Source organism: Paenibacillus sp. MAH-35 (assembly GCF_058135425.1).
Genome location: NZ_JBYUPU010000005.1, coordinates 173,867 through 197,118, shown reverse-complemented (window position 1 = coordinate 197,118; position 23,252 = coordinate 173,867). Strand labels below are relative to the sequence as shown.

Below are 23,252 nucleotides of genomic sequence, written 5' to 3'. Positions count from 1 at the left end.
CGCTATCACCTTCGCTAAAATCCTGCCAAATAACGGGCGTATTGGACCGTCATCTTGACGGACGGCCGAATGGCGCCTTCGGAGAGCGGCGTTCCGTCATTTTTCGACGGCTTGGAGTTCACTTCGAGCAGCCATACTTTGCCGTGGGAATCCACGGCCAGGTCTACGCCGAGCTCCCCGAAATGTCCCTTGATGTGCGATTCGATTCCTTTGGCGATATCAAGGGCGGCTTTGCGCAGATGAGTGTTAACGGCGCGCTGCTGGGCGGCGCTCAGATTCGTCTTTTGCAAAGCTTCCTTCACCCGGCTGAGCGTCCCGCCTCGGGCCAGATTGGAGACGAAATGATTGCTGCCGGCGATCCGGGCGACCACGGAGGTGACTCCCCACACGCCTTGCGGTCCCCGCTGCACGAGTGCGCGGAAGTCGACTGGTCTTCCTCCCGTTTCGATCAGGTGAAGTCCTTGCTGGATCTGGTAGCGGCGCTGCTTCAGCTTGCCGGATAAGGAGGAGAACAGGGCGTCGATGCTCGGGAAGGACTGCCGGACCGTGCCGTTCAAGCTCGTAGACTGGCACATGTAAGACTGGCCGGCAAGCCGGCTGATCCGGATGATGCCTTTGCCGAGACTGCCGGTAATCGGCTTGAGGAAGACGATCGGATGGCGGGCCGTCATCGATTTGAGCATCTGGTAGTTTTTGAACAAATGGGATTCCGGCAAATACCGGGTCAGCGACGAATCCTGCTTCAGCGCGTCGAAGACGTCGGTTTTGTCCAAGTACGTTTCGTTGAACACGTAATTTCCGTAACGGGATTTGACTTCTTTCATAAAATGCTGCACGCTCGGCATATTTTCCAGCTTGCGCGTCGTCAACCGGTTGTACACGACGTCCGGGATCGGAAAGCTGGATTTGCGCCATCTGCCGTAATAGGTCCAGCCCTCCAGAGACTGCTGTCCGGAAGAGATATCGCCTGGAGTAAAAAAGTAAACGAGAGCGCCGTACGTATGGCACGCATCCACCAGTTCCTTGCAAAACCCCGTGTTCGTTCCGAACGGACGATCCGGAGTACCGCTGTATACCCGGCTCATCATGACGCCGATCAGCGGACCAAGCGACAACGTTCTGCTGCTCGCCCTATACGAAACGCCGACATGGGCTCCATGGTGAACGCCCAGCCTGCGGGCCAGCGGCTCGCCGATGCGCAGGCCGTCGAGATGAGAGGCGGAGACGACCTTCACCTGCTGCTTGGAAGCGCCGAACTTAAGCGTGACGGTTCCGCTAGTCGGAATTTTGGATTGACGGACTGCGCGATCCCCGAGAACGATCGTGTGATCCTGAAGCATACCGCCCATGTTTTGCACATGGATTGTCATTTTCGTACTGGTCATGGTGTGTCTCCTTTAGAAGAGCCGTCTTGCGGATTTGATTTGCTTCCATAGACTACTCTCATCATATGAGGACATATATCCCTTGGTGAATGGGTGGACGGCGTTTCGCCCCGGCTGGGCTTGTGGAAAGTTTGCGGAGTTTGCACATCGCGGCAAGCCGTAACAAATTGTTCACGGCTCTGGGCGGCTGCGAGTGATGCTGGTCACAGTGCGGACTTCCTCCGGGCCGCTACAATAGCAGAGTAAAGCGGGCAACAACAGGCCTTATAAGCGGTAGGAGAGGAGGCGTTCGGATATGGGGGAATCGACTGCTCACGAGGATCATAACCGGCAAGCCGTTCAGGCACCGCAATCGGCTTCGCAAGCTTCACAGCCGCAGCAGGACCGGCACTCGAAGTCGGAACCGTCATTAAAAGGAACGTTCGCGGCGGTAATGCTGCTCGGCGGATTTATCGCTGTAACGTGGCTGGCCGTGTTCGTGTTGTACTTGGCTCGGAATTAACGGGGGGAAAGAGGGAATTGGCATGCACATGCACCGTTTGGAAAAAATTTGGCTGACGTTCGGGTTTTCCATGCTGGTCGTTTTTTTGCTCGTATTGGGCGTGATGACGTTTTCGATGGGGATGGCACCGCCAAGCAGCCATCATCATTCGATAGACCCGACGATGGTGAACGAGACGGCGCCTTTCGACAAGCCTGTATTAAAGAAAGTAGGCGACAACGAATATGAGGCGATCATGACCGCATTCGCTTACGGTTATGCGCCGGGTACGCTGGAAGTTCCGGCAGGGGCGACGGTGCATTTCACGATTACGAGCCCGGACGTCATTCACGGCTTTGAGATTCCGGGGACGAACGTCAATATGATGGTGCTGCCCGGCGAGGTGAACCATACGACGCATACGTTCAAAAAACCGGGAGAATATCTGATTCTGTGCAACGAGTATTGCGGAATCGGCCATGAAATGATGAAAACGACGCTGGTCGTGAAATAAACAGATCCGGCCTGGTCCGGAAAGGATGGCGATCGTATGAATATGGCAACAGACACGCAGGCGGCTTTGGCTGCGGAGCCGATGACAACGCGCGGGAAGGGCGGCGAGAAGGCGGAACGCTTCGACCGTCAGGACGGGGCGCTCGTTCTGGCGCATCTCTTATTCGCTTTCACGGCTCTTCTGCTCGGCGGTATCGCAGGTGTGCTGCAGGGGCTCGTCCGCGGCGGACTGATCGAGTTGCCGGCCGGCATCGGGTATTACCAGCTGCTGACGGCGCACGGCGTATTGATGGCGTTAATTTTCACCACCTTTTTCATTATCGGTTTCCTGTATTCGGGCATGTCCAAGACGCTGGGGGGCAAGCTGCTCCCGACTTCGCTGCGGATGGGATGGATCGGCTTCGTCCTGATGGCGATCGGCACCGTCATCGGCACGGTCGTCATCCTGCTTAACAAGGCGAGCGTATTGTATACGTTTTACGCGCCGCTGAAAGCTTCCCCGTTTTTCTATATCGCGCTCGCCCTCATCGTAGTCGGCAGCTGGGTCAGCGGGTTCGGGATGTTTTACAACTACCGCTACTGGAAGAAAACGCACAAAGGCAAACTGTCGCCGCTGTTTTCCTTCATGGCGGTCGCGACGATGATTTTGTGGCAGATCGCGACGATCGGAGTCGCGGCGGAAGTGCTGCTGCAGCTGATCCCTTGGTCGTTCGGCTGGGTCGAGACGATCAATGTGCTGCTGAGCCGGACGTTGTTCTGGTATTTCGGCCATCCGCTCGTTTATTTTTGGCTGCTTCCGGCGTATATTTGCTGGTATGTGATCATCCCGAAAGTGATCGGCGGCAAAATATTCAGCGACGCTCTGGCCAGACTGTCCTTTATGCTGTTCATCGTATTTTCGATTCCGGTAGGCTTTCACCATCAGTTGATGGAGCCGGGCATCAGCCCGTTCTGGAAATATTTCCAGGTCGTCCTGACGTTTATGGTTATCGTTCCTTCGCTGATGACCGCTTTTTCGCTGTTCGCTTCGTTCGAGCTCTACGGGCGGTCCAAAGGGGGAAAAGGCTTGTTCGGCTGGTTTAAGGAGCTGCCGTGGAAGGATGTCCGGTTTTTCGCTCCGTTTATGGGCATGCTCGTCTTCATTCCGGCGGGAGCGGGCGGCATCATCAATGCAAGCAATCAGATGAATGCGGTCGTGCACAATACGCTGTGGGTAACCGGGCACTTCCATCTGACGGTGGCGACCAGCGTCGCGCTGACTTTCTTCGGCATTACGTATTGGCTCGTTCCGGTCGTGACCGGACGCACGCTGACGCCGCGCATGAACAAGTGGGGGATCGTGCAGACGATTTTGTGGTGTGTCGGCATGTTCTTCATGTCCGGCGCCATGCATACGGTCGGGTTGTTCGGCTCTCCGCGACGAACGGCTTACACGACTTACGGCGATCATCCGGACGCATTATCGTGGATGCCGTATCATGTCGCGATGGCGGTATCGGGCGTGCTGCTGTTCCTGGCCGTCCTGATCATGATCGGCTGCATCATCGGCATGCTCCGGGCGCCGAAAGGCCACGAGGAATACCCGATCGGGGAAGTCGCCGAATCGGCGGAGCCTACTCCGGCTTTGCTGGAACGGTGGAGCGTCTGGATTGGCGTCTGCATCGTGCTGATCGTCTTCGCTTATACGATTCCGCTGGTTGGAATGATCAACAGCGGCGTACCCGGGTCGCCGGGATTTGAGATGTGGTAGTGATAAGAAAGCAGAGGCTTTGCCGGTATGTTGCGGCAAAGCTTTTTTTGTTAAAGAGGTTGTTCAAAAAGTCCACTTTTGATCACGAAGGAGATCCGAAAGCCTACTCGACATCGAATATGGAATTCAGCCGGAACTTCCGGTGCTCACAAAAGCTGCCACTACGCTCCGCTCCTCATTTCCTAGCTTCATCCCATCTTCTCGGTGCTGAAAACCGGACTTTTTGAACTCGCACTCATCCTAAACATTTGGTGTTAAAAAGTGGGAGGTCAACCTTAAGAATTGCAATGAAGCGGTACAGGGTAAGCGTTATACTAGTCATAGGAAACGTCGTTCCGTATTAAAGAACAAATGAAAGCGGTACACATTCGGCAATCATGCGCAGGTTGCCGGAGCCGGGAAGTCGCGTTGAACGCCATCGACAGACGGTTGGTTACCGGCGTGTACGGAGCCGGCAGACGACGCTTTACCATTTTGAATGCAGGGGGAGTCTACTATGTCAAAAAGATGGATTACCGGAACATTGGCCGCGCTCGCCGTCCTATCGGCCGTCGGATGCGGCGGGACTAACGGGAAGAGCGGAGAGGAACAGGCAAACGGGGGGACGAACATGACACCGGCCGACGGCTTCGATACGACGAAGCCGGTTACCTTGAAGATCGTCGACACCGGTCTGATTACGGACGAAGAGTATCAGTTGTATGTCGAGGGACCGGTCAAAAAAAAATACCCCAACATTACGCTGGAACTGATCCGCCAGAAATATTCGGTTGACCGTTACGAGCTGCTGCTTGCAAAAGGCGAGAAATTCGATCTGTTGTTCGAGGCGAACCTGCTGTTCGACGATGTGATCGCAGCCAAGCTCGCCGACAATATGGAGCCGATGCTGAAGAAGCATCAGATCGACCTGAACCGGATCGAACAGGTGGCGCTCGATTCGTTCAAGATCGCGAGCGGCGGCCAATACTTATCGGGCGTTCCTTTCACCAGACATTTCAACGCGCTTTATTACAACAAAGATTTGTTCGACCGGTTCGGCGTTCCTTACCCGAAGGACGGCATGACCTGGGAAGAGACGATCGAGCTGACGCGCAAATTGACCCGCACCGAGGGCGGCGTCGTATATCGCGGATTCGATCCCGATCTGCCGTTCCGCACCGCTTCCGCGATCGGCCAACCGATCATCGACGGCGAGAAGCATGTATCGACGGTGACGAATGAGAAGTGGAAGCAAATCTTCCAAATGTACAACACAATATACGAGATCCCCGGTTATAAAGAAAAGTTCGTCAATCCGAACAACTTCGGCGAATTTACGAAAGGCAATCTTGCGATGCTGGCCGGTCTGAATATACTCCCGGCGATCTCCAAGGTGGCGGATAAGCTGAACTGGGATATGGTTGCTTATCCGAGCCTGAAGGAAGCGCCGAATACGGGGCATGAGTTCGACGGACACGGCATCGTCGTCACTTCGATCAGCGACAAAAAGGATGCCGCTTACAAGGTGGTCGAAGTGCTGCTGTCCGAAGAAAATCAGCTGCTGATGGCGCGCAACGGCAAGATGCCGATAGTAAAAGCCAAAAATGTACAGGAGGCGTTCGGCCAAGACGTAGCGTTTCTGCAAGGGAAAAACGTGAAAGCCATCTACAAGACGACCCCGGCCCGATCGCATATTCCAACCCCTTACGACAGCAAGGCCCGCACGATCATGAACAAGTACAACAAGGATATATTGACCGGAGCCAAAGATTTGAATACGGCACTGCGGGAGATGGACGAGGAAATAACGAAAATGATCGCCGAAAACAAAAAATAAAAAAACGACTGCCGGATCAGGTTGGATAGCGGCGGGAAAGGATGAAGGTAAATGTCCGATTGGAAAGTCGAAGAGCTCGCGCCAGAAATGGTAAAGGTATACGAGTCGCCCGATCCGGGCACCGTGTTCGCATACAGTCCCGGACTCGCGGTGCTGCCGGGCGGCCGTCTTGTCGCCACGCTCGATCTGGGCGGCCCGGGCGTAGCGGCATTGCCGGGCAGCAAGGGCGAGCTTGAGCCAGGCCGGCCGTGGCAGGGCAAAGTGTTTACTTCCGACGATCAAGGCCGCACATGGACGTTTCGGACCGACTTTCCGTTTATTCACGGAAGACCGTTCGTCGCGGGGGACGCGTTATATGTTTTGGGCCACTGCAACGATTTGACGATCATTCGCTCGAACGACCGGGGCGAGACGTGGAGTGCCCCCGTCCGGCTTACGGATGGCGAGAAGTGGCACCAGGCACCGGCGAACGTTCATTATGCCAAAAGCAATGTGTATCTCGTTATGGAAAAAATGACCGATCCGGCCTACAAAGGCTGGGGGGTCAGCGTGCTTGCCCCCGTTCTGATGCGGGCGAGCGCCGGCAGCGACCTGACTCTCCGGTCAAGCTGGACGTTCGCTTCCGAGCTGGGCTTTCGCGACGCGATCGACGAGTACGCGCTGAACGGCTTCGGCGTTCCGTTCTACAAGGTCGAACCGGGCACCGTGGCGCGCATCGCCCCGGGGCGGCCGGCCGTCCGGATCGGCTGGCTGGAGACGAATGTCGTGCAGTTTACCGATCCGAACCATTATTTTCATGATCCGCAAGGGCGCACGTTCCATCTCTGGATGAGAGCGCATACGGGAGGGACCGGCTTCGCGAATGTGGCCAAAGCGGTGGAGCAGGAGGACGGGACGATCGCGACGATGCTGGAGACCGTTCCTTCCGGAAAGACGATCGCCTTCGTACCGTGTCCCGGCGGCCAGATGAAGTTTCATATCCTATACGATGAGACGACCCGGCTGTACTGGCTGCTCAGCACCCAGACGACGGACAGCATGACGCGGGCGGAGCTGCTTCCGCCGGAGCGCTTCGACCTGCCGTATAACGAGCGGCACCGGCTGCAGCTGCACTTCTCCAGAAACTGCATCGACTGGTGCTTTGCCGGACTGGTCGCGAAAACGGATCACCCGAAGCAGGCCCGGCATTACGCGAGCATGGCCGTCGACGGGGACGATCTGGTTGTGCTGAGCCGCTCCGGCGACGAGCGGGCGGTTACGGCTCATAACGGGAACTTTATCTCGTTTCATCGGATTCGCCATTTCAGGAAGCTTGTTTACTAGGCATGCCGCATTTGGTACGGTGCGTTCAGAAGGGGTTCCGGCGATTCCTAGGCTCATGCAGAGCGTTCGTCAGCAGTTCCCGACAAGAAGCGTACGCCTGAATCGCCGGAAGCCGGCTATAGGACCAGGACAAGATCCAAGGAGGCGTTGAGCGATGAAGAACGAGTCCGGCAGTGAGCGGCAGCCTGTTCGAACAGAACCCGAGGGAACGGGCAAACGTGTCAGCCGCAGGGAGCTTCTGCTCTCCATGGGCGCTGCGGGTATAACTGTCGCGGCGGGCGGCTTGCTGCAAGCGAGCGCAGCTTCGAATCAGACGGTGGAGCAATCAACGTATTCGGTACAGCAAGCGACATACGGCGCCGTAAACGTCAAGGATTTCGGCGCGGCGGGCGACGGGACGAACGACGATACAGCCGCGATTCAGTCGGCGATCGAGGCATGTGCCGGCGAAGGCGGGGGGATCGTCTTCCTGCCCCCGGGCATCTATAACGTGACAGGCACCTTGCAGCTGCACACGGGCGTCTCGCTTGAGGGAGCGGGCGTCAGCGCGTGGGACCTGGTCTTTTCCGACCGGCCGAAGCAGCCGGCTCCGACGGAGCTGCGCTTTCTCGGCACCGGGGCGAAAACATACGAGATTGCTTACGCCACCGATATGCTTCCTTCCGGAGGGGTGCTGCACAATCCGCAGACGCTGCCGGATCATGCGGATTCCGTCTACGGGCTGACCAATTTCCGCAACGCCGATGCTGCGGGTAATCTCCCGGCGACGACCCGTAAGTTTTCAGTCGGGATCTATGTGCCGAAAGGCTGCGAATTCGCTTCGATCCGAAACTTGCGCCTCGTCCCGAATTTTAACGGCATCAGCGGCTACAACGACAAGCTGACGGCTGCGCTCGGCGACGAATGGGACGTCGGGGTATTTCTGGACAATGCCCAGGATATTCTCATGCACAACGTGCAGATCGTCGGATATTGGCGGATAGCAGCGAAGCTTCAGGCGGCCGGCTCGCTCGGCAATGAGTACAAGAAAGCCGGAGCGGAAAGGAACCGATTCTACGATTGTTTGTTTCAGGGAATGACCGGCGTATGTGTGCGAGGTGGCGATATGTACCGGGTTACAGCGTTCGGCGGATCGGCGGGGCAATATTCGATCGAAATTCCGTGGACTGCAAGCAATCCGTTTCCCGTTCAAGGAACGGTGCGGCTGGCCGGCAGCTACCTCAACTACACCTCGACCAGCGTATCGGGCGACAAGCTCACCCTGCACGGCATCGCGAGCAATCCCGAGGAGCTCGGGAATGTCGGGGACGGGCTGCGGTTATCCCCGTTCAGCTCGGGTTTTGCCGGGACGACCTACGTGAACTGTTATATCGCCGGTTTGGAGCACACTTCCAAAAGAGGGGCGCCGCACGGTAGTATCGGACTCGGCGTCTCCAAAAACATCGAAGCCAGCGGCAACCTGCGAGGGTTGAAATTTATCGCCTGCACCGTGCTCGGATTCGAGGATATTTTGCTGCATTTGCACGACTCGGACGACATTCAGTTTATCGGCTGTTATTTCGAGTCTGCCCGAAGGCAGGACGGCGTGCTGGGCGGCGGCCGGCTGATCGCGTCCCCGTACCGGAACGCTGCCGGAGCCAGAGGCGCTTATCCATGCGGCCATACGGAGAACGTGCAGTTTTGGGCGACCGAATTTCACGTATCCGTTGACAAAGCGCCGAAGTTCAAACGTTTGTCAGGCGTCCGCTATACCGACACCGGCTTTTTTGCGCCGCGTTACGTGTTTGACAGCTTCGAGACGTTTCCGCTGTCCGACGAGCGGGACTTTGTAATTCGCGGGCCGAAGGACCAGCGGATCAAGCTGCAAAATGCGAACGGACAGTCGGCACTGGCCGTCACTCCGGGCGGTAACATCGAACTCATCGGCAATCTGCTCGACACGAGCGGCTCCAAGCTGAAAATTTCACCAACCGCCGGAGACGGCGAATTCGCCGGCGGCGTACATCCGAAGACGGATCAGGGAGCAAGCCTCGGAAAGCCGGCCAGGCGCTGGGCGAACGTCCACGTGTCGGACGGTCTGCTGATGACGACGCCGGACGGGACCCAAACGTATAAAGTGTACGTCGACAACGCCGGGCAGATTCGGGCCGATCTGCAATAGTCTTCCCCGGTGATTCCGGCACAAGCGAATTTCGTCATCGGGTCCCGCCGGGCGATGGCAGTCATACCTTGCAAGGTTGTCTCATACAATGAAGGGAGTACAACCCAAGGAGAGATTGCCATGAAAGAATGGAAGAGCGTCATCTATATGAGCCTGGCGCTGGGGATGTTGATCTACGCCGTTCCGCGTCTCGATATCGGGGGAGGTTTTACGCTGCCGACCGTATTTGGCATCGTCTGGATCGGATTTGCCCTGATGATCGTGGCGGCGCATCTGCACCGCATCTTAGGAGTGGATGAAGAAACGAAACACGAGCTCGCCCGTGTACGGAATCATAGCCGCCGGCGGCGTCAGTTGTGGGTCGACAGCAAGATCCGGGCGCTCGGCACGAAAAAGTAAACAAGCCCTTTCGCAGATTAGCCTGAATCCTCGCAGGCGAAAGGGCCGATCCGGGAAGGGAACCGGCAAGGGACTCCGTCCCCGGGCATGGAAAAAGACGCTTTCAAAACCACGGAAGCCGTGGAGATGGAAGCGTCTTTGTCGTATCTGCTTATGGCGGCTAACGCATTGCGGTCGCTTGGCGCATATCGCCGCCCGGACGGCGGGCGATGCCCCTCCACGCAAGATCCGATCCGCCTTTCATCGTAAAGTGGCCGCATGTTCCGATTCCGATGGCGGCTTTCCCCTCGGTCGATTTATAGAAACATAAGCCATTCAACATATCGCCGCCCGTCTGAAAGTAACGGCAGTTATAGCAGCTTGACTTCAAGTGCGGCGATACGCTTCTATAGCTCATCGTCATCATCCTCCATTTCGATCATGGTGTCTTCCGTTATGGTTTGAAATTGTTTCGCCCTCCGTGTAATTTCTCCGGCCATCTGTTGGATTAAGGCCGAATTATTCGTCTTGGTCGCCAGTTCCAGCTCGCTGTGGTAATGATGAAGCACGGTTTGAATCGCAATCTCTAAGTTTTGGCGATCCACCACGACGTTGTCCATGACGGTTCAATCCTCCTGCCGAATGGTATGGGTTCCTCCAATCTAATCATGTATTTCCAGAATAAAGGAAAATACACGTTGTGAGTAGTGCAGTTGGGAATCTGGAATTATCGTTTACACGCCCGTTTGCTTGTGGTATAATCCTCCAATTTTGCTAGAGGTTCCGGAAATCGGATTCCTATAACGGATCGGACGAACGCCTACGGTTGTCACGTTATCCGCCGGGTACTATAATAGAAAGTAATACAGAACGGTACAGTTTCGTAGGAATGGGGTATAACAGAATGGATGAGCTGCTTCAGGAATCGGCTACCAAGCACGAGCAAATTTTAAAATATATCGAATCGCTGGCGATCAATACGAAAATATCGGTACGCAAAATCGCCAAGGAAATGGACGTAAGCGACGGAACCGCATACCGCGCCATCAAGGAAGCGGAAAATCAGGGACTGGTCAGCACGAGAGAGAGGATCGGCACGATCCGCGTCGAGAAAAAGCAGCGCACCAATATCGACAAGCTGACGTTTGCCGAAGTGGTCAATATTGTGGACGGGCAAGTGCTGGGAGGAGCGGCCGGGCTGGAGAAAACGCTGCATAAGTTCGTGATCGGCGCGATGCAGCTCGAAGCGATGGCCCGGTACATCGAGCCGGGCAGCCTGCTCATCGTGGGCAACCGCTACCAGGTGCACCGGTATGCGCTGGAGCACGGCTCGGCCGTCCTGATCACCGGCGGATTCGATACGAACGACGAGGTGAAACGGCTCGCGGACGAGCTCGGACTGCCGCTGATCTCGACAAGCTACGATTCGTTTACCGTTGCTTCCATTATCAACCGTGCGATCTACGACAGGCTGATCAAGAAAAAGATCACGCTGGTCGAGGACATCTTGTCTACACAGCAGCCGCCGCACACGCTCAAAGGCAACAGTACCGTAGCCGACTGGGAGAAGCTGGTGGAGGAGACGGGCCACAGCCGGTTCGCCATCGTGGACGAATGGAATAAGGTCATCGGGATGATCGCCTCCAAGGACGTGCTCGGCGTGCCGAAGGAGCAGACGCTGGACAAGCTGATGACCCGCAGTCCGATCACGGTCGTGCCGCAAACTTCGGTTACGTCCGCCGCTCATATGATGGTATGGGAAGGAATCGAGCTGCTGCCGGTCGTTGATCCGAAAGGCAAGCTGCTCTCGGTGATCAGCCGTCAAGATGTACTGAAGGCGCTACAGGTGATCCAGAAGCAGCCGCAAATCGGCGAGACGTTCGAGGATTTGATCGTGATGGGCTTCGAGGAGATGCGCGAGGACGGCGGGCAGCTGTCTTATCGCGGGGTCATTACGCCGCAGATGACCGGGCGGCTCGGAACCGTATCGGAGGGCGTGCTTACAACGCTGATGACGCAATTTGCCTATCGTTCGTTAAAGACGCACAAGAAAGGCGACTTTGTCCTCGAGCATTTCTCGGCTTATTTCCTGCGTCCCCTCCAGCTAGAAAGCGAAATCGAGATCAGGCCGAAAGTGATCGAGCTGAACCGCAAGCATGGCAAAGTCGACGTCGAGATTTATCTCGGAACGAACCTTGTGTGCAAGGCGATGCTGTCCGCGCAGGCGATCGACTGACACGTCGCCGCTGCAAACCAGAAGACGCTTCCGGTCCCCGTGTCCATAGAGGGTGAGCCGGAAGCGTCTTTGCGATTGATTATAGAAGTTCTCGCCTACAGGCCGGCGCGTCTTGCAGGAATAGGCAGAGCCTATTCCTTGATCCGGTTGTAGATCCCGTAGTTGCGAATGCCCGCGAACAGGTTGAACAGCCCGAGCAGCAGCATGACGGCGCCAACGACGACGCGGACGGACGAACCGGTGAACAGGAACAGCTGGATGACCGAGATGGAAATGAGCATAAGACCCATGCTGATATTCATTTTGGCGGAATCGGTGCCCCGCGCTTTTCGGGAATGCTGTCTCCGGTAACGGATGCTGAAGAAGACCGAGCCGAGCAATGAAACGGCAAAGACGATCAGAAGGGCTCCTTGAAGCCACTGCATGGTAGACGATACTCCTTTGTCACAAGCTTCTGCAAGGCCAGATCTGAAGCCGCGCATCGCAGAGGCTTTCCGGCGATCCTAAAGCGGCTCCCCGGATGCCGGACGCGCCCGGGTGACCTTGTACTTGCATCTTGTTTTTCTTTCTATCATAGCAGAAACGCCCTGGTTCTACAAAAATCAGCGGAAATGAAACGAGCCGATCGAGCCGAGAGCGGCCGACGTTTTGACGAATACGATCAATTCGGTCTGGACGATCGCAATGCCCGTCGCCTCGAGTTTGTAGCTCTGATCGTTCACCGAATACTGATTCGTGACGATCTCCTGCAGCTTGCGAATTTCCGCGAGACGTTCCGATTCTTTGCCGGAGGTGAAGATCGACAGGCTGTGGCCTTCGTAAAACGGCTCGAGCTTTTTCTGCACCTGCTGCCTCAGTTCCTGCTCGACCAGCGGATCAAGGGTCGATTTCTCCAGCCGTACCGTTATTTTTTTGACTACGGACTGGCTGTGCTTGAATTTGTTCAAGTTTTGGATTTCTTTCTTAAGGTTTTCGTTTTCGTCGAAAAGTTCGGTGTTGCGTTTCACGAGCTGACTGAAGTTGGCCTGATGCATGCTCATATACAAGGCGCTGCCGATGATCATCCCGGAGAACAGCAAGCCGGCCCCGGCAAGCCAGCGTGCGATTCTCGGATTCGGCTGCCGCTTCACGGCTCGACGCCCCCCTCGCATATCCATTTCACCAGCACCGTTCCGATATGAGCGCCCGCAAAGGCGGCGACAAAGTACATAATCTGCTTGAAAGCCGGCGACAGATGACCTTCCAGAAAGTTGGTCTCGATCACCCGGATCGGATCGATCGTCCCCCCGACGGCCGCCACCATGGCCCATATTTTGATGCGCCCGGCTATATCCAGCATTTTGTAGGAGGGAGCCTGTAGCGTCAGCACCGATCCGATGCCGGCCAGCATGCAGGCGCCCAGCACGATGCCGAAGGCAACGAGGAAATCGATCGCCAGATTGGTTACAAATTCCCGCATCCGCAAATCCCCTTTCTTCCGCCTCCGGTCCGATAGATTCGCTTCCGAAAGCTTGGCCGCTCTCTTTTCACTATTGTATGGGAAACCCCTACCGGAATATGCTACAATAAGAGAAGCGAACAAAAGGCGAACACGCAAGGGGGATACGCTGGTGAAAGGGTTTGTGCACTTGCACGCACATAGCGAATACAGTCTGCTGGACGGAGCCTCGCGCATCGAGCGAATGGCGGAGCAAGCGGCACGGCTCGGCATGCCGGCTCTGGCGCTCACCGATCATGGAGTGATGTACGGCGCCATCCCGTTTTACAAAGCTTGCAAAGCAAACGGAATCAAGCCGATTATCGGCTGCGAGGTGTACGTGGCCACCGGTTCGATGCTGACGAAGGCGTCCCGGCAGGAGCAGCCTACGCATCATCTGATCCTGCTCGCCAAAAACGAGACGGGGTACCGCAACCTGATGAAGCTGGTCTCGGACGCTCATCTGCGCGGGTTTCATTACAAGCCCCGCACCGATCTGGAGCAGCTCGCGAAGCACGCCGAAGGACTGGTCTGCTTAAGCGCTTGTCTCGGCAGCGAGATTTCGCAGCATTTGCTGCATGATCGCCGGGAGGAGGCGCTGGCGGCTGCGCTAAGGTTCCGCGGCATGTTCGGCGACGATTTTTATCTGGAAATTCAGGATCACGGCCTGATCGAGCAGAAAAAGGTCATGCAGGCGATGATCGGGCTCAGCCGCGAAACCGGCATCCCGCTGGTCGCGACGAACGATGCCCACTATGTGATGGCTGAAGACCATGTCGCCCAAGACGTGCTTATCTGCATCGGGACGGGCAAGACGCTGGATGATCCCGACCGGCTCAAGTTCCATACGGAGCAGATGTACTTGAAAAGTCCCGAGGAGATGGCGAAGCTGTTCGCCCACGTTCCGGAGGCGCTGGACCATACGATCGACATAGCGGAGAAATGCTCGCTGGAGCTGGAGTTCGGACGGCTGATCCTGCCGGAATACCAGCCTGTTCCGGAGGGGATGACTTCCGGGCAATATTTGCGCAAGCTGTGCGAGGACGGGCTGGCAACGCGGTACGGCGCCATGTCCGAGTGGGCGGATGCCGGATACAGGGCGAAGCTGGAAGACCGTCTCCGCTACGAGCTCGACGTGATCGGCAATATGGGGTATTCCGATTATTTTCTGATCGTATGGGATTTTATCCGGTTTGCCCACGAGCAGGAGATCGTTACCGGTCCCGGGAGGGGCTCGTCTGCCGGAAGCTTGGTTGCTTACGTGCTCAACATTACCGATGTCGATCCGATCAAGTACGGTCTGCTGTTCGAACGGTTTCTGAACCCCGAGCGCGTCTCGATGCCGGATATCGATATCGACTTCAGCGACGAGCGGCGTGACGAAGTCATCAACTATGTGGTGGACAAATACGGCGTGGAGCATGTCGCCCAGATTATCACCTTCGGAACGATGGCGGCCAAAGCGGCCGTGCGCGATGTCGGGCGGGTAATGAATTTGCCTTATCACGAGGTCGACCGTGCGGCCAAGCTGATTCCGAATCAGCTCGGCATTACGATCGAAGAAGCGCTGAATCAGAGCCAGGAGCTGAAGGATCTGTGCGCCAAACATCCGGGTACGGCCCGGCTCGTCGAGATGGCGATGAAGGTGGAAGGGTTCCCCCGTCATGCGTCCACACACGCGGCGGGTGTCGTCATCTCGCGCGAGCCGCTGACCGACTATGTACCGCTCCAGGAAGGAACGGAAACCGTCGCCCTGACGCAATATTCGATGGAGCATCTGGAAGCGGTCGGGCTGCTGAAGATGGACTTCCTTGGCTTGCGTTACTTGTCCATTATCGAGCGGACGCTCCGCTGGGTCCGCGAACAGACCGGAGAGAAGATCGATTTCCATTCGGTTTCCTACGAGGATGCGGCAACTTATGAGCTGCTGAGCCGCGGCGACACGACCGGTATTTTCCAGTTTGAATCGGCCGGATGCCGGCGCGTGCTCAAGGAGCTGAAGCCTTCGACCTTCGAGGACATTATCTCCGTAGTCGCTTTATATCGTCCGGGCCCCATGGAATTCATACCTAAGTATATTCAGGGCAAGCACGGCCAAATCGGCGTGGAATACCCGCATCCGGAGCTGGAGCCGATCTTGCGCGATACGTACGGCATTATCGTCTACCAGGAGCAGATTATGCAGATCGCCTCCAAGATGGCGGGCTTCCGGCTTGGAGAGGCGGATGAGCTGCGCCGGGCGGTCAGCAAGAAGAAGCGGGAGGTGCTCGATGAGGAACGGGCGCATTTCGTCGCCGGAAGCTTGAAGGAAGGGTACTCGGAAGCGGACGCCAACAAGGTATACGATATGATCGTCCGGTTTGCCAATTACGGCTTTCCGCGCGCTCATGCGACCGCCTACGGGGTGCTGGCGTTCCAGACGGCCTACTTGAAGGCGCATTATCCGGTTACGTTCATGGCGTCGATGCTCGCCTCGGTGATGGGCAGCCACCGCAAGGTCGCCGAATACGTCGACGAATGCCGCAAGATGGGCATCGAGGTGCTGCCTCCGGACGTCTGCGAGAGCGGCATCCAGTTTACGCCGGTGAACGGTGCGATCCGCTTCGGGCTGGCCGCTATCAAAAACGTCGGTACGCACGCGATGGAGACGATTATCCGCGAGCGCGGGGACCGGCCTTACGAGAGTTTGCTAGACTTTTGCCGGAGAGTCGATTTGCGTGTCTGCAACAAACGGGTGATCGAATCGCTCATTCAGGGCGGAGCGATGGATTCGCTGCCCGGCCACCGCGCCCAGCATATCGCCGTGCTCGACGAGACGGTGGAGGCGGCGCAGAAGTGGAAGAAGGAGCGGGAAGATTTGCAGCTCCATCTGTTCGGCTTTACGGAGGAAACGAACTGGACGGTCGATCTGCCGGACGTCCGGCCGTATTCGCAGATGCAGAAGCTGGAGTTTGAGCGCGAGCTGCTCGGCTTGTATTTGTCGGGGCACCCTCTGGACGCGTATGAGGAGCTGATCGCGGAGGTGGACGCCGATCTGCTGCACGAGCTGCCGGAGTACGAGGATAATGCGGAGGTGCTCGTAGCGGGCATGGTGCTGTCCGCCAAGCCGCATCTGACTAAGAAAGGGCAACCGATGGGGTTTGCCGAGCTGGAGAACCGGATCGCCAAGGTGGAGGTCGTCCTGTTCCCGGAGGTGTGGAAGAAGGCGTCCACGCTTATGCAAAAAGGGAATGCGCTGTTCATGAAGGCGCGGCTCCAGCATCACGACGAGGACGTCAAGCTGATCGCAGACCGCGTCGTGCCGTTGGAGGCGCCCGATGCGTCGCAGCAGGCCCGGGCGCTGAAGCGCCAGCCGGGCGGCTCGCGAAGCGGAGTCGCTGCGTCGCGCGGCGGCGAAGCGAGGAGCGGAAGCGATCCGGGAGCCGCGGAAGCGAGGAACGCGTCCGGGAGCGTGAGAGCGGAGCGATCGGGCGAGGGAGCCGCCGGAGGCGAAGCGCCGGCACAAGCGCGGGTGCAAACGCCGCAGGCGAAGCAGCCCGAACCTGCACGCAGCGCGCCCGGGCGGACGCAGCGGCTGTTCGTCAAAATAACCGCGGACCGCGAGCAGCCGCAGCGGCTGAGCGGGCTGCAAAGCTTGCTGCAGCGGCACGCAGGAGCGATGCCGGTCGTGCTTTTCTACGAACGCGAACAGCGCCTGCTTGCGCTGAACGAGGCGTACAATGTAAAGCCGTCGCCGGATCTGATAAAGGAAATCGGCGATATCATGGGCCCCGACTCCGCTCGTGTCAAATAGCTGTAAGGCGGATGCCGATTGACGAAGATTGACGGTGCAGCAGCCGGTTGCATGGACAGACGGGCATTCGTCAAGCAGAGCCATACCGTCCCCGTCCGCAGGGCAATTCGAGAGGGGAGAACTTTAGCCTGCGAGCAAGAATAAAGGCGGCTCAATAGACCAAAACCTGTTCCAACCTAGCCCAACAATCTATCGCGGATTCGGACCGATAGAAGTCACAGAAGCATGCGTTTCCATATTTCCATGGAAGCGGATGCTTCTTTGCTTTGCCTTCGGGAAGGGGAGGTGCCCTATCTATGCCAGTGTACAGGGAGGGCCTGTTGCTATTGAGAACACGATTCTGGGTTGCTGGAAGTGCGTGCTTTCGTTCAATGAGACCTGGGAGCGCAAACACACACTAGTGCGGGAAGGATTTTAAACCAATATTTGTTAGTAAACCATCTAACTGGTGGCCATCTGCGCGAACATAACTCCAAACATAACTGGAAAGCTCAGCATAAGAGCTTCTAGGACCTCTTATTTTTCTTTGTAATTGCCTCGTTTCTCAAAATAAGTGCTTTTTGCCCCTCTTATTTCACGGATTTTCTTGGATTTCGCTCGAGAAGCTTAAAATAGGAGCTCCCAAAAGCTCTTAATATTGGAAAAATGAGCTTAGTCCGCCCATTAAGAGTTACAAACCACCCTTATCAATTGGTTTGGACTATCCTTCTCCCGTCACCCCGCTCTCGCATCAACCGTCGCTTTACCAACCACCGTTCTGCCACCCGCCAATAGCGATCTGCTTAACCGCTCACCGTTCCGCCCTGCGCCAATAGCCACTGACTAACGACCCACCACCGTCCTGCCCACCGCCAATAACCGCCGCATAACCAACCACCATCCCGCCCTGCGTCAACTAGTCACCGCCATCCGGCCCCAGTCTCCCACTTCATCCATCGGCTGTCGTCTAATTGTCCCCACGCGCTTTCCGTCCCGCCGCCCGCCGCCCGTAAGGCCAATTAAACGCCCTTTCGTGTCCCCAATCAATTCGCTCCCAAAAAAACGCAAAAAACGGACAACTTATCCCGAACATTCCTCGGCCGGTCTGCATACATTTAGTAAAACCCGGACGGGTGACCGGGCCCTTACCGTATTTCCGATTAGTGCCGCACGGCTAAGGCGGAGGTAGGGCGGGATCGCTCTCACGGCTGGTCTTTCCGGCAACAGCACCCCGAATATCAGGCCTGTGCGAACACCCGCGCCAGCACTCTGGCAATCCGGCGCAGGAAGCCCGGCCACGCTAAGTGAATCCATATCCATATACCAGGAGGAAATGCCTATGTCCAACCGTTTGGCTTTGCATATGCTTGCCGAAAGAGGCGTCACGCTCCGGCAGGTCGCGGAGATCGTCCACAAACTCCAACTGCCGTACAACGACGAGCTGACGGTGGAAGAGTGCGAGGAAAGCGTCATGGCCGTACTCGGTAAACGGGAAGTGCAGTATACGCTGTATACTGGAATCGCACTGGACATTCTGGCGGAGAAAGGGCTGCTGCCACAGCCGCTGCAGGAAATTATGGAAAACGACGAGTCGCTCTACGGCGTCGATGAGACGCTCGCCCTGGGCATCGTGCACGTATACGGGATGATCGGGCTGACCAGTTTCGGCTATTTGGACAAGGAAAAAACAGGCGTCATCCGTTCGCTCAACAACCACGCCACAGAGATCCACGTCTTCCTCGACGATCTGGTCGCCGGGCTTGCTGCCGCGGCGTCGGCCAGGATCGCGCATCAGAACAAAAACGCCAAGCAATATGACAGCGAGGACTCCGACGATCAAAAGAACGAGGACCCGGCGCCATGATTCGACACCAGTTTCCTTGCGGGTAAAAGACGGAATATGGTATCATGGTTGCAATGTACACGAGAGGCGTTTCGGTAGTCAGGGAGGTTTTCAGTAGCATGTGGACGGTCATCTATATCGCTCCGACCGCGAAAATCGCAGAGCGAATCAAACAAAAACTGACGGATGAAGGGTTTTTGGTACAAGTTCGCCCTGTTAGCCTATCGAAGCATCAATTCGAAATTCTCGTTCCCGAGGGCGAGCTGGAAGAAGTCCAGGAAGTGTTGAACGCAATTTTGCACGGATGAGGTACACCCGGAGCGGCACGAAAGAGGCGACTGCGCTCGCCCGGGCATGCGTCCGTTCCAGCCTCGGGCATGCGCCGGTCTGCAGCGCCGAATACGGATGACAACGGTTTTGGAGAGGTGTAAATGTGGCAATAAAAGATTTTTTCCAGAAGAAACGCAAGTACGCTACCATCCCGTCGGAACAATCGAAGCGTGAAATACCGGAAGGCATCATGAGCAAATGCCCCAAATGCGGCACAATTCAGTACAGCAAAGAATTGGGCAAAAACTTGAAGGTTTGCACATCATGCGATTATCATAACAAGCTGAGCGCCTTTGAACGAATTGAGATTACGATGGACGACGGCCGGTTTTTCGAATTCGACCGCGATATGATTTCCGAAGACCCGTTGGAATTCCCCGACTACGTCAACAAGCTGACCCGGTCGATGGAGTCGACGGGCCTTCGTGATGCAGTCGTCACCGGCGAAGGGACGATCGGGGGGTATCCGGTTATCGTGGCGGTGATGACCGCCGACTTTTTCCTCGGCACGCTTGGTTCCGTAGTCGGAGAAAAGATTACGAGAGCGATCGAAACCGCGATCCAGAAAAAGTATCCGCTGATCATCTTCTCGACTTCAGGGGGAGCACGGACGCAAGAAAGCATCCTCAGCCTGATGCAGATGGCCAAGACGAGCGCGGCGCTCGCCAAGCTTGACGATGCCGGAGGCCTATATATTTCGATCATAACCGAGCCGACCTACGGCGGAGTGTCCGCCAGCTTCGCCATGCTTGGCGACATTATCATCGCCGAGCCGGGAGCCCGCTTCGGCTTTGCCGGACGAATCGTCATCGAAGAGACGATCCGCCAAAAGCTGCCGGAAGGATTCCAGACGGCGGAGTTTAACCATAAGCATGGACAGCTGGACAAGGTCGTCCACCGCAAGGAACTGCGCTCCACACTGATCAAGATGCTGGAGCTGCACACCGTTAAACCGACCAAGGAGGCAAGTGCGAATGGCTAATGAGCTGCCCTTTGAACGTAAACTTGCCGAATTGAAAAGCAAGATCGACGATCTGCGTAAGTTCGGTGAAGAGAAACAAATCGACTTCTCCGACGAAATCGCCAAGCTGGAAGCTCGTTACGTCCAGCACGAAGAAGAGTTGTACCATAACTTGACCGCCGGGCAGAAGATGGCGATCGCGCGCCACCCGTCGCGTCCGACGACGCTGGACTTCATTCAATACCTTTGTACCGATTTTATCGAGATGCACGGAGACCGGATGTTCGCGGACGATCTGGCGATTGTCGGAGGGATTGCGAAGTTTCAGGGCGTTCCCGTTACCGTAATCGGCCACCAGAAAGGCAAAGATACGAAGGACAACATCGCCCGCAACTTCGGCAGCCCGCATCCGGAAGGATACCGCAAGGCGCTCCGGCTGATGAAGCAGGCGGACAAGTTCCGCAGGCCGATCATTACGTTTTTGGATACGAAGGGCGCTTTTCCCGGGGCTACGGCCGAGGAGCGAGGCGTCGGCGAATCGATCGCCCGCAATCTGCTGGAGATGGCAAGGCTTCGCGTACCGGTCGTCGTCGTCGTGATCGGCGAAGGCGGCAGCGGCGGCGCGCTGGCGCTGGGCGTCGGCAACCGCGTTCTGATGCTGGAACACGCGATTTACTCCGTGCTGTCGCCGGAAGGGGCAGCTTCGATCCTGTTCAAGGACGCTTCCAGAGCGGCGGAGATGGCGGAGGCGATGAAAATTACGGCCGACGATCTGCTTCAACTCGAGGCGATCGATGAAATTATCAAGGAGCCGCGCGGAGGCGCTCACCGGAATCCGGAGGAGCAGGCCGAAAGCGTGAAAGCCGCGATATGGAACCATCTGCAGCAGTTGATGAAGATGAACGAAGACGAACTCGTCTCCGATCGTTATGAGAAATTCCGCAAGATCGGCAAGTTTACGTATATGCACGAAGCAGTGGAGCAAGTTGATAATTAGGCCCCGCACTTCCCGTTAATCCGAAATCTCAGGAGGAACATAACCATCATGCGCAAAACGAAAATTGTATGTACCATCGGACCTTCCAGTGAATCTTTGCCCGCGCTGAAGCAGCTTATTTCGGCGGGAATGAACGTGGCCAGGCTCAACTTCTCCCACGGCGATTTCGAGGAGCACGGCAACCGGATCAAGAACATCCGCCAAGCGTGCCTCGAGCTGAACAAAACTGTAGCGATTCTGCTTGATACGAAAGGACCGGAGATTCGTACCGGCAAGCTGAAGGACGACTCCTATGAGCTGATGCAGGATGAGTCCATCACGCTCACGACTGAGGAAATCATCGGCGATAACAAACGCATTTCCGTCACGTATAAAGATTTGCCACGCGACGTTCATGTCGGCTCGACGATTCTGATTGACGACGGCCTGATCGGACTGACCGTCGTCGATATTCGCGGCAGCGAGATCGAGTGCCGCATCGTCAACGGGGGCACGATCAAAAGCAAAAAGGGCGTAAACGTACCGGGCGTCCGCATCTCGCTTCCCGGCATTACCGAGAAGGATGCGAACGACATCATTTTCGGGATTCAGCAAGGCGTTGACTTCATCGCAGCCTCGTTCGTGCGCAAAGCGTCCGACGTGCTGGAGATTCGTCAGCTGCTGGAAGAGCATAACGCGAACCATATCCAGATTATCTCCAAGATTGAGAACCAGGAAGGCGTTCAAAACCTGGATGAAATTCTCGAAGTATCCGACGGCCTGATGGTCGCCCGCGGCGACCTCGGCGTGGAGATTCCGGCTGAAGAAGTTCCGCTCGTTCAGAAGCGGATGATCAAAAAATGTAACTTTGTCGGTAAGCCGGTCATCACGGCAACGCAAATGCTCGACTCGATGCAGCGCAATCCGCGCCCGACGCGTGCGGAGGCGAGTGACGTAGCGAACGCGATCTTCGACGGTACGGATGCGATCATGCTGTCGGGTGAGACGGCGGCAGGCAAATATCCGGTCGAATCGGTGCAGACGATGTCCCGGATCGCCGAGCGTGCGGAGTCGGCATTGGAATACCGCGAAATTTTCATTCGTCAGAGTACGGCGCAGCAAACGACGATTACGGAAGCGATCAGCCAGTCGGTCGCCAGCTCCGCTCTGGATCTGGACGCCAAAGCGATCATTACGCCTACCGAGAGCGGGTACACGGCGCGTATGGTGTCCAAGTACCGTCCGAAATCGCCGATCATCGCGGTTACGCCTAACGAGCAAGTCATGCGCCGCCTGAGCCTCATCTGGGGCGTACTGCCGACCCACGGCGAAGAAGCGCGCAATACGGACGAAATGTTCCAGCTCGCCGTAGACAATGCGATGAAGGCCGGACATATCCGTCTCGGTGATCTCGTGATTATTACGGCAGGCGTTCCGGTAGGCCGTTCCGGCACGACCAACCTGATGAAGGTGCACCATGTCGGCGAGATGATCGCCAAAGGGCAAGGCATCGGAAGCCAGCCGGCGACAGGTAAAGTCGTCGTAGCGCGCACCGCTCAGGAAGCTTTGGATAAAGTCGTGGAAGGCTCGATTCTGGTCACCGTCGCCACGGACAAAGACTATATTCCGGCATTCCAGAAGGCGTCGGCTGTCATTACGGAAACCGGCGGCATTACTTCGCATGCGGCAGTAGTCGGTTTGAGCCTGGGGATTCCGGTGATCGTCGGCGTCGACGAAGCGACTTCGCTGCTTAAGGACGACATGGAAGTGTCCGTTTATGCGGAAGTGGGCGTCATTTACTCCGGACAAGCTAAAGTGCTGTAAAGCGATAAACATACAGAAGGGCCCGA

At 56.6% G+C, this 23,252-nt stretch carries 20 protein-coding genes; 14 read left to right on the top strand and 6 right to left on the bottom strand.

Going from position 1 to position 23,252, the window contains the following annotated elements; translation table 11 throughout:
• Window positions 1–14: 14 nt before the first annotated feature.
• Entirely contained in the window at window positions 15–1,385 is a 1,371-nt protein-coding gene (locus tag AC3Y2E_RS07380; protein WP_379208698.1) for a YheC/YheD family endospore coat-associated protein, read from the bottom strand.
• A 295-nt stretch (window positions 1,386–1,680) separates the two neighbouring features.
• Here AC3Y2E_RS07380 and AC3Y2E_RS07375 point away from each other — a divergent pair, with 295 nt between their 5' ends.
• The 7 genes from AC3Y2E_RS07375 (at window position 1,681) to AC3Y2E_RS07345 (ending at window position 9,828) form a co-directional block, all read left to right on the top strand.
• Window positions 1,681–1,887 (top strand): cytochrome c oxidase subunit 2A, encoded by a 207-nt coding sequence (locus AC3Y2E_RS07375; RefSeq protein WP_379208696.1) that lies wholly within the window; start codon window positions 1,681–1,683, stop codon window positions 1,885–1,887.
• A 22-nt stretch (window positions 1,888–1,909) separates the two neighbouring features.
• Complete coding sequence (locus tag AC3Y2E_RS07370) at window positions 1,910–2,380, top strand: cytochrome c oxidase subunit II (protein WP_332070451.1); 471 nt, start codon at window positions 1,910–1,912, stop codon at window positions 2,378–2,380.
• Between the two features lie 81 nt (window positions 2,381–2,461).
• Window positions 2,462–4,129 (top strand): b(o/a)3-type cytochrome-c oxidase subunit 1, encoded by a 1,668-nt coding sequence (locus AC3Y2E_RS07365; protein WP_379208935.1) that lies wholly within the window; start codon window positions 2,462–2,464, stop codon window positions 4,127–4,129.
• 496 nt (window positions 4,130–4,625) lie between these two features.
• On the top strand, window positions 4,626–5,945 hold the full coding sequence (locus AC3Y2E_RS07360; RefSeq protein ID WP_379208693.1) for an ABC transporter substrate-binding protein: 1,320 nt from the start codon (window positions 4,626–4,628) through the stop codon (window positions 5,943–5,945).
• A gap of 51 nt (window positions 5,946–5,996) precedes the next feature.
• Entirely contained in the window at window positions 5,997–7,268 is a 1,272-nt protein-coding gene (locus tag AC3Y2E_RS07355; protein ID WP_379208690.1) for a sialidase family protein, read from the top strand.
• A gap of 154 nt (window positions 7,269–7,422) precedes the next feature.
• Window positions 7,423–9,429 carry a glycosyl hydrolase family 28-related protein gene (locus AC3Y2E_RS07350; protein WP_379208688.1) on the top strand — a complete coding sequence of 669 codons (2,007 nt, stop codon included), beginning with the start codon at window positions 7,423–7,425 and terminating at the stop codon, window positions 9,427–9,429.
• 120 nt (window positions 9,430–9,549) lie between these two features.
• Window positions 9,550–9,828 (top strand): hypothetical protein, encoded by a 279-nt coding sequence (locus tag AC3Y2E_RS07345; RefSeq protein WP_379208686.1) that lies wholly within the window; start codon window positions 9,550–9,552, stop codon window positions 9,826–9,828.
• A gap of 160 nt (window positions 9,829–9,988) precedes the next feature.
• Here the strand turns inward: AC3Y2E_RS07345 and AC3Y2E_RS07340 are convergent, their stop codons facing one another.
• Complete coding sequence (locus tag AC3Y2E_RS07340) at window positions 9,989–10,225, bottom strand: hypothetical protein (RefSeq protein WP_332070447.1); 237 nt, start codon at window positions 10,223–10,225, stop codon at window positions 9,989–9,991.
• Window positions 10,215–10,427 (bottom strand): hypothetical protein, encoded by a 213-nt coding sequence (locus AC3Y2E_RS07335; protein ID WP_190929407.1) that lies wholly within the window; start codon window positions 10,425–10,427, stop codon window positions 10,215–10,217. The genes AC3Y2E_RS07340 and AC3Y2E_RS07335 overlap by 11 nt, the downstream gene beginning before the upstream one ends.
• A gap of 284 nt (window positions 10,428–10,711) precedes the next feature.
• Between AC3Y2E_RS07335 and AC3Y2E_RS07330 the strand changes: the two genes are divergently transcribed.
• A complete protein-coding gene (locus tag AC3Y2E_RS07330; RefSeq protein ID WP_379208682.1) occupies window positions 10,712–12,043 on the top strand; it encodes a DRTGG domain-containing protein in 1,332 nt (443 codons plus the stop codon).
• Between the two features lie 131 nt (window positions 12,044–12,174).
• Here the strand turns inward: AC3Y2E_RS07330 and AC3Y2E_RS07325 are convergent, their stop codons facing one another.
• From AC3Y2E_RS07325 to AC3Y2E_RS07315, 3 genes are all read right to left on the bottom strand, one after another.
• Window positions 12,175–12,468: a YtpI family protein gene (locus AC3Y2E_RS07325; RefSeq protein WP_190929409.1), complete on the bottom strand. Its 294-nt coding sequence runs from the start codon at window positions 12,466–12,468 to the stop codon at window positions 12,175–12,177.
• 177 nt (window positions 12,469–12,645) lie between these two features.
• Entirely contained in the window at window positions 12,646–13,173 is a 528-nt protein-coding gene (locus tag AC3Y2E_RS07320; RefSeq protein WP_190929410.1) for a hypothetical protein, read from the bottom strand.
• Window positions 13,170–13,502, bottom strand: coding sequence for a YtrH family sporulation protein (locus AC3Y2E_RS07315; protein ID WP_190929411.1), 333 nt, complete (start codon window positions 13,500–13,502; stop codon window positions 13,170–13,172). The genes AC3Y2E_RS07320 and AC3Y2E_RS07315 overlap by 4 nt, the downstream gene beginning before the upstream one ends.
• Window positions 13,503–13,653: 151 nt before the next feature.
• On the opposite strand from AC3Y2E_RS07315, the gene AC3Y2E_RS07310 reads away from it, so the two are divergent.
• The 6 genes from AC3Y2E_RS07310 to pyk all read left to right on the top strand — a co-directional run bounded on the left by AC3Y2E_RS07310 (window position 13,654) and on the right by pyk (window position 23,226).
• On the top strand, window positions 13,654–17,313 hold the full coding sequence (locus AC3Y2E_RS07310) for a DNA polymerase III subunit alpha (protein WP_379208677.1): 3,660 nt from the start codon (window positions 13,654–13,656) through the stop codon (window positions 17,311–17,313).
• A 1,318-nt stretch (window positions 17,314–18,631) separates the two neighbouring features.
• Window positions 18,632–19,156 (top strand): phosphatidylglycerophosphatase A family protein, encoded by a 525-nt coding sequence (locus AC3Y2E_RS07305; protein WP_379208675.1) that lies wholly within the window; start codon window positions 18,632–18,634, stop codon window positions 19,154–19,156.
• Between the two features lie 98 nt (window positions 19,157–19,254).
• Window positions 19,255–19,443 carry a glutamate decarboxylase gene (locus AC3Y2E_RS07300; protein ID WP_138880633.1) on the top strand — a complete coding sequence of 63 codons (189 nt, stop codon included), beginning with the start codon at window positions 19,255–19,257 and terminating at the stop codon, window positions 19,441–19,443.
• 125 nt (window positions 19,444–19,568) lie between these two features.
• Window positions 19,569–20,447, top strand: coding sequence for an acetyl-CoA carboxylase, carboxyltransferase subunit beta (accD, locus tag AC3Y2E_RS07295; protein ID WP_379208672.1), 879 nt, complete (start codon window positions 19,569–19,571; stop codon window positions 20,445–20,447).
• Entirely contained in the window at window positions 20,440–21,423 is a 984-nt protein-coding gene (locus AC3Y2E_RS07290) for an acetyl-CoA carboxylase carboxyltransferase subunit alpha (protein WP_379208669.1), read from the top strand. Before accD ends, AC3Y2E_RS07290 begins: the two co-directional genes overlap by 8 nt.
• 48 nt (window positions 21,424–21,471) lie before the next feature.
• Window positions 21,472–23,226 (top strand): pyruvate kinase, encoded by a 1,755-nt coding sequence (gene pyk / locus AC3Y2E_RS07285; RefSeq protein ID WP_379208667.1) that lies wholly within the window; start codon window positions 21,472–21,474, stop codon window positions 23,224–23,226.
• Window positions 23,227–23,252: the final 26 nt, after the last annotated feature.